Annotated in this window: 5 protein-coding genes; 4 read left to right on the top strand and 1 reads right to left on the bottom strand. The window is 63.7% G+C overall.

All coding sequences use genetic code 11. The features are described from left to right. Positions 1 to 63 precede the first annotated feature (63 nt). Positions 64 to 1656 (bottom strand): winged helix-turn-helix domain-containing tetratricopeptide repeat protein, encoded by a 1593-nt coding sequence (locus ACXRVY_RS14705; protein ID WP_223463654.1) that lies wholly within the window; start codon positions 1654 to 1656, stop codon positions 64 to 66. Positions 1657 to 1918: 262 nt separating this feature from the next. On the opposite strand from ACXRVY_RS14705, the gene ACXRVY_RS14700 reads away from it, so the two are divergent. The 4 genes from ACXRVY_RS14700 to ACXRVY_RS14685 all read left to right on the top strand — a co-directional run bounded on the left by ACXRVY_RS14700 (position 1919) and on the right by ACXRVY_RS14685 (position 5911). Beyond that, entirely contained in the window at positions 1919 to 2671 is a 753-nt protein-coding gene (locus ACXRVY_RS14700; protein WP_223463655.1) for an SDR family oxidoreductase, read from the top strand. A 44-nt stretch (positions 2672 to 2715) separates the two neighbouring features. Continuing rightward, positions 2716 to 3129, top strand: a complete 414-nt coding sequence (locus tag ACXRVY_RS14695) for a cupin domain-containing protein (RefSeq protein WP_223463656.1) — start codon at positions 2716 to 2718, stop codon at positions 3127 to 3129. A 95-nt stretch (positions 3130 to 3224) separates the two neighbouring features. Then, positions 3225 to 4322, top strand: coding sequence for an HlyD family secretion protein (locus ACXRVY_RS14690; protein WP_223463657.1), 1098 nt, complete (start codon positions 3225 to 3227; stop codon positions 4320 to 4322). Then, complete coding sequence (locus tag ACXRVY_RS14685; RefSeq protein ID WP_223463658.1) at positions 4319 to 5911, top strand: MFS transporter; 1593 nt, start codon at positions 4319 to 4321, stop codon at positions 5909 to 5911. Before ACXRVY_RS14690 ends, ACXRVY_RS14685 begins: the two co-directional genes overlap by 4 nt. The last annotated feature ends 195 nt before the right edge of the window (positions 5912 to 6106 follow it).

Here is a 6106-nt window from a genome sequence, read left to right as displayed (position 1 = left end):
CCCGCGTCATCGTTGACGACCATCGCGAGCAAGCTCGCTCCTACAGGGTAAGGCTGGTCGTCTTCACTCGGGCAACCCCGCCAGCCGCAGTCCATCGATGAAACGGGCGAAATCCTCGGGCCGTTGAATGGGCAGCCAGTCCTTGAGGGTGCCCAGGCGCAAAGACGAATCCAGCTTTTGCAGACGCTGCATCGCCGACTTCGCTTTTTCCATTTGACCGCCGAGCGCATGACTGGCCGCCACCAGCGCTGCCGCGACCAGCAGGCTGGGCAGGTTGCCCAGGGCCTTTTCCGCCCAGTCCGCAGCGGTATCGAAGTGCCCGGCGAAGAAATGCGCGAGCGCCATCCCGACCTGCATCCTGAACATTTCCGGATCCAGCGGACTCAAGCGAACGGCATGCTGCAAATGCTCGATGGCAGCGTCCGTTTCACCGTGCAGCGCCCGCAGGATACCGCCCAGGAACCAGGCGGGGGCGAGGTTGGGATTGAGCAGGCGCGCCCGGTCGAGCAGCGCAATGCCGCCGTCGACTTCGCCAGCGAGATGAGCAAGGGCATGTCCGCCGCGCGTCAGTGCAACCGCATCATCGCGGCCAAGGGCTACCGCCAGACGCGCCAGCCGTATGCCCTCGGCGATTTCTGCAGGCCGGTCGGTCATCCAGCCATTGAGCTTGCGCCAGAAATGGCACCAGGCGGCCATGCCATAGGCCGAGGCAAATTCCGCATCGAGTTCGATGGCCTGGTAGAACATCGGTAGCGCCTGCTCGATGGCTTCCCGGCTGCCGCTGTGCAGTTTTGCCATGCCGCGCAGGTAGTAGTCATAGGCGTCCAGGCTTTCCGTCGGCTTGCGCTTGGCGCGTTCGATTTCCGCCCGCTCCAGTTGCGGCGCGATCGCGCCGACGACGCTCTCGGTGATTTGGTCCTGCAGCTCGAAGATATCGTCAAGCAGGCCTTCGAAGCGTTCCGCCCAGATGTGCGCTCCGCTCGTCGCGTCGATCAGTTGCCCGGTAATGCGCACCTTGTTCCCGCACTTGCGCACGCTGCCTTCGAGCACGTAGCGAACGCCCAGCTCCTGGCCAACGCCCTGGGCGTCCACCGCCTGGCCCTTGTAGGTGAAGCTCGAATTGCGCGCGATGACGAACAGCCAGCGTATACGCGACAGGGCGGCGATGATGTCCTCCACGACGCCGTCGGCGAAGTATTCCTGCTCCGGATCGCCGCTCAGGTTCTGAAAGGGCAGGACGGTGATCGAGGGTTTGTCCGGGAGAGCAAGGGTAGAGGAGGGGATTTGTTTCGCAGCAGCAGCAGCCGAGCGTTCATCGATGTCAGGCTGTCGCGCCTCCCCGGTCATGTCGCCATTGATCCGGCCAACGAAGCGGTAGCCCTTGCGGGCGACGGTGCGCACCAGGCGCTGCTCCTCACCGGTATCGCCGATGGCCTTGCGCACCGCATTGATGTGGCTGGTGATCGTCGATTCGGAAACGATCCGGCCGCTCCACACCGCCTTGAGCAATTCGTCCTTGCTGAGGACCCGATCGGGATTGTTGACGAACAGCAGCAACAGGTCGAAGACCTGCGGTCCGACGGCCACGACCTGCCCGCGCAAGGTCAGCTCCCGACGCTCCTGATCGAGTACGTAATCTTCAAACGCGAATGACAAGATGAGCATCCCCTGGCGAAGCGCCCTCAACTCCGTGTCCCAGGCTGCTGGCGGTTGGTAACTGGGGGAGGATGATACGGCAGCTCGACACCCGCTGCACCGTCCGCGCCAGGGAATGCTGGACGAACAGCCTCTTTTTTGGACATAAATCCAAGCGTTCGCCAAGGCAAACCCAAGCCAGACGCAAGGACTTGCCTCACCCGTGCAGGCAATCTTTCTCTACACCGACGCAATCCTTGCAGTCGACAAGTGGAGAAAAGCCATGAAGATCGTCGTCATCGGAGGCTCCGGCCTCATCGGATCGAAACTTGTGAACACCCTTCGCGAGCGCGGCCATGACGCACTCGCCGCCAGCCCCAGCACGGGCGTGAACAGCATCACCCGCGAAGGCCTGGCCGAAGCGATGGATGGTGCTGATGTGGTGGTCGACGTGGCGAACGCGCCATCGTGGGAGGACCAGGCCGTTCTCGATTTTTTCGAAACGTCGAGCCGTAACCTGCTGGCCGCCGAAGCCGCTGCCGGGGTTCGTCATCACGTCGCCCTGTCGATTGTCGGCAGCGAACGGCTTCCCGATACCGGCTATTTCCGGGCCAAAGTCGCGCAGGAGGCCCTTATCAAGGCGTCCGGCATGCCTTACACCATTGTGCGTGCCACGCAGTTCTCCGAGTTTGCCGGCGGCATCGTCCAGTCGTTCGCCGTCGGCGATGAGATTCATGCTTCGCCGGCGCTGATCCAGCCGATTGCGTCCGACGACGTAGTGGCGGCGTTGGCCGATGTCGTACTGGCAGCACCGGTCAATGGCACCGTTGAAGTCGGCGGCCCGGAAACCATGCCGATTGATGAGCTGGCCAGACGCTTTCTGCGAGCGACCCAGGACAACCGCAAGGTCGTACCGGACGTGCATGCGCGTTACTTCGGCGCGGTGCTCAACGATCAATCGCTGGTCACCGGCAAGAACGCACGCCTGGGGGCGATCCGCTTCGACGACTGGCTGGCCCGGTCGACAGGGCAGTAACGGATCGCACCCTCACATTTCCCTACGAATCCAGGAGAAATCCCATGGTTACCCGTTTGCTAATGGCCGCTGTCTTCGCCGCGCTCTCGATCAGCGCAGCGTCGGCCGCCGAGGCGCCCCCCGGCAAGGTCACGGTGGTGTTCGACCGTCCCATTCCCAACATCCCCGGCAAGAGCATGAGAGGCGTGGTCGTCGAGTATGGGCCGGGTGCTGCGTCGCCGGCCCACACTCATCCGAAAACGGCCTTCATCTATGCAACGGTGCTCGAGGGCTCGTTTCGCATCCAGGTCAAAGGCCAGCCGGAAAAGGTCTACAACGTCGGCGAAAACTTCGTAGAGGAGCCGGGTTCCGTGCACCTGGTCAGCGCCAACGCCAGCGACACCCAACCGGCGCGCCTGTTGGCGGTGTTCGTCCTCGACACCGACGAAAAGGTGCTCGTGACACCCATCAAAAAGTGAGCCGGTCAACGCGCTCATGAAGGCTCGACAGCCGGGCGGCAGGCCATGYCGCCCAGTGGCTGCCTGGTGCTTGGCACTGAACAGGAAATGAAAAAATGAACTCGCTTCAGGACAAGGCCGCCATTGCCACAGACGCAAGTAGCGCAACGCCTGTGGTCGTGGTGCGGCGTAGCAAGCGCAAGACCATCGGCCTGTTGCTGTGTGTCGCGGCCTTGATGGTCGTGGCGGTTTGGGGAGCCCTGGCGTTTTCCAGTGGCGTGACTTCGACCGACAACGCGTATGTCCGCGGGGACGTCACCTCGCTCGCCGCCAAGGTGGCCGGCTATGTCACGACGGTAGAGGCCCGGGACAACCAGACCGTGCGTGCCGGTGATGTACTGTTTCGTATCGATGACCGCGACTACCGCGCCAGACTTGCGCAAGCCGAGGCCAATGTCAGTGCCGCCCAGGCGCGCCTGACCCATGTCGATGCGCAGATCCAGCTTCAGCATGCGCTGATCAGGCAGGCCGAAGCACAAAGGCGCTCGGCCACCGCCGACATGAGCCTGGCGGCCAAGACCCACGACCGCAGCCGCAAACTGATCGTCAGCAATGCGGTCAGCCAGGCCCTGGTCGATGAAACCGGCACCGCGCAATCCAGAGCCGTGGCCTCGGTTTCGGCCGCTTCGGCAACGGTCGAGGCGCAACAGCAACGCATCGCGGTGTTTGTGGCCGAGCGCGAGGCTGCGGTGGCCGCCGTGACGCAAGCACAGGCCGCGCGCGATCTCGCCCGGATCGATCTCGATCACACCGTGGTGCACGCACCGGTGGATGGCGTGGTCGGTAACCGTCAGGTTCGCCTTGGCCGTTTCGTAACGCCGGGCGTCTCCCTGCTCGATATCGTGCCGGTCAACGATGTGTGGATCGTGGCGAACTTCAAGGAAACCCAGCTCGAACATATCCGCCCCGGTCAGCCTGTGCGCGTCACGGTCGATGGCTACCCCGATGCGGCACTCGATGGCGTGGTTGACAGCTTTGCACCGGGCAGTGGCTCGGCGTTCAGCCTGCTGCCGCCCGACAACGCCACCGGGAACTTTGTGCGTGTCGTGCAGCGCGTGCCGGTGAAGATTCGCCTGGCCCACAATCCGTTGCCGGGGCGCATCGTGCCGGGTCTCTCCGCGCGGGTGGAAGTTGTGCAAGGGGCCGGCTCATGAACAGCCTTGCCAGCGCCACGCCGAGCAGCATCAGAACCGGGAACGGCGTCTTGCTCTTTACGGGAATCGTGCTGGCGACGTTGACGGAAGCGATCGCCAGCACCGTGCTCGCCCTCGGCCGCGGCGACATCATCGGCGACACCTATGCCACGCCTGACGAGTTCGCCTGGCTGGATGTCGGCTACATCGCGTTCAAGCTGATCGGGTTCATGCTTGCCCCTTGGCTGATGCAGCGGTTTTGCGCGCGCAACGTGATCATCGGCGCCACTCTGGTCATGGGCCTGGCGTGCTGCGTGGCTGCCGTTACCGCCTGGCTGGACCTGCTGATCGCACTGCGCGTCCTGCAAGGCTTCGCCGGCGGTGCTCTGCTGGTGGCGGGTCAGGCGCTCATTTTTCGCGGTTATCCGCGCGCCCTTCAGCCGATCCTGCAAGCCCTGTTCGCCATGGCGGCCGTGGTCGCGTCTGCGACCCTCGCACCGGCCCTGCAAGGGTGGTTGATCGACAGCCAGTCCTGGACCTGGATTTTCTTCAGTGTGGTGCCGCTGGCCCTGGCGGCGATCGGCCTCTTGCTCATCGCCGACCACCCCATGCCCGGCAGGATCCGGCAACGTCCGTTTGACTGGCTCGGCTGTGCACTGATCGGTACCGCGCTGTTCTGCTTCACCTACGTGCTCAGCCAGGGCAGCCGCTGGGACTGGTTCGAGGAGCCGCGGATCCTGATACTGACGGTGATCGGCGGCGCCGCGCTGCTGGCCTTTCTCGGCCAACAGGTCTTGGCCAACGGCCAGGGGCTGCTCGACTTCAGCCTGTTCAAAACAAGCGATTTCACCTTTGCCTTTTGCGTCAGTTTCATCGCCGGTGCCGCCCTGTTCGGCAGCGCCTACCTGATCCCGGCGTTCGCCCTGTCGGTACTCGCGTTCACACCGACCGATGCAGGCTGGCTCCTGTTGCCCAGTGGCGGTTTTTTTGTCGGTTCGCTGCTCATCGCTGCCTGGCTGTTCAGCGTGCGCCGCGTGCCGCCGGTGGCGACCGTGCCCTTGGGTATCCTGCTGATCATGGCGGCGATGTGGATGCTGTCCGGCTCCACCAGCGAAAGCGGCGCCGGCGACATGATGGCGGCCATCCTGTTGCGCGGCCTGGGCCTTGGCTTCCTGTTTCTGTCGATCACCCTGATCGCCTTCAGTCACCTCAACAGCCGCAACCTGGTCAGCGGCATCGGCCTGTTCAATACGGGGCGTCAGTTGGGTGGCTTGATGGGCGTCGCCGGGCTACAGACCTTGATCGACCATCAGGTTGTCAGCAATGGCGTGGTCCTCGGCGCCAACGTCACCCCAGGGGGGCTCGCGGTCATCGAACGGCTGATGAGCACAACCGCGATGCTGGCAGGGAAGGGCATGGATCAGGTGGCCGCTGGCCGGGCAGCCACCAGCCTGCTGGGCAAAGCGCTGTCAGGTCAGGCCACGGTGATTGCTTTCGATACGGCGTTCTTCGCCGTGGCCCTGCTGTTCGTCTTTGCCGCGCCCATTCTGGTCGCCATCAAGATCGGTCTCTCGCGACACGCGAAAGTGCATGAACAACGGACGAATTGATGACCCGCACGAAAAAGCCCGGCTGTTGAGGCCGGGCTTTTCGTTGAGTCCTGCGGTAAAGCACTGCATTCAGACAGCGCGGCCTTCGATCAGACGATCCGAACCGCCTTCGGCGACGCGGTTTTCCAGCAGGCGATCCGAACCACCTTCGGCCACACGATTCTCGATCAGGCGATCGGAACCACCCTCGGCCAC

It is taken from the genome of Pseudomonas sp. P5_A2_2, from assembly GCF_054177685.1.
This window is presented reverse-complemented; position numbering and strand designations above follow the sequence as displayed.

Bases quoted from the DNA above. Each gene is read 5' to 3' on its own strand.
- ACXRVY_RS14700 (WP_223463655.1), top strand. From the start codon at position 1,919: ATGAAGATCGTCGTCATCGGAGGCTCCGGCCTCATCGGATCGAAACTT.
- ACXRVY_RS14690 (WP_223463657.1), top strand. From the start codon at position 3,225: ATGAACTCGCTTCAGGACAAGGCCGCCATTGCCACAGACGCAAGTAGC.
- ACXRVY_RS14685 (WP_223463658.1), top strand. From the start codon at position 4,319: ATGAACAGCCTTGCCAGCGCCACGCCGAGCAGCATCAGAACCGGGAAC.
- ACXRVY_RS14695 (WP_223463656.1), top strand. From the start codon at position 2,716: ATGGTTACCCGTTTGCTAATGGCCGCTGTCTTCGCCGCGCTCTCGATC.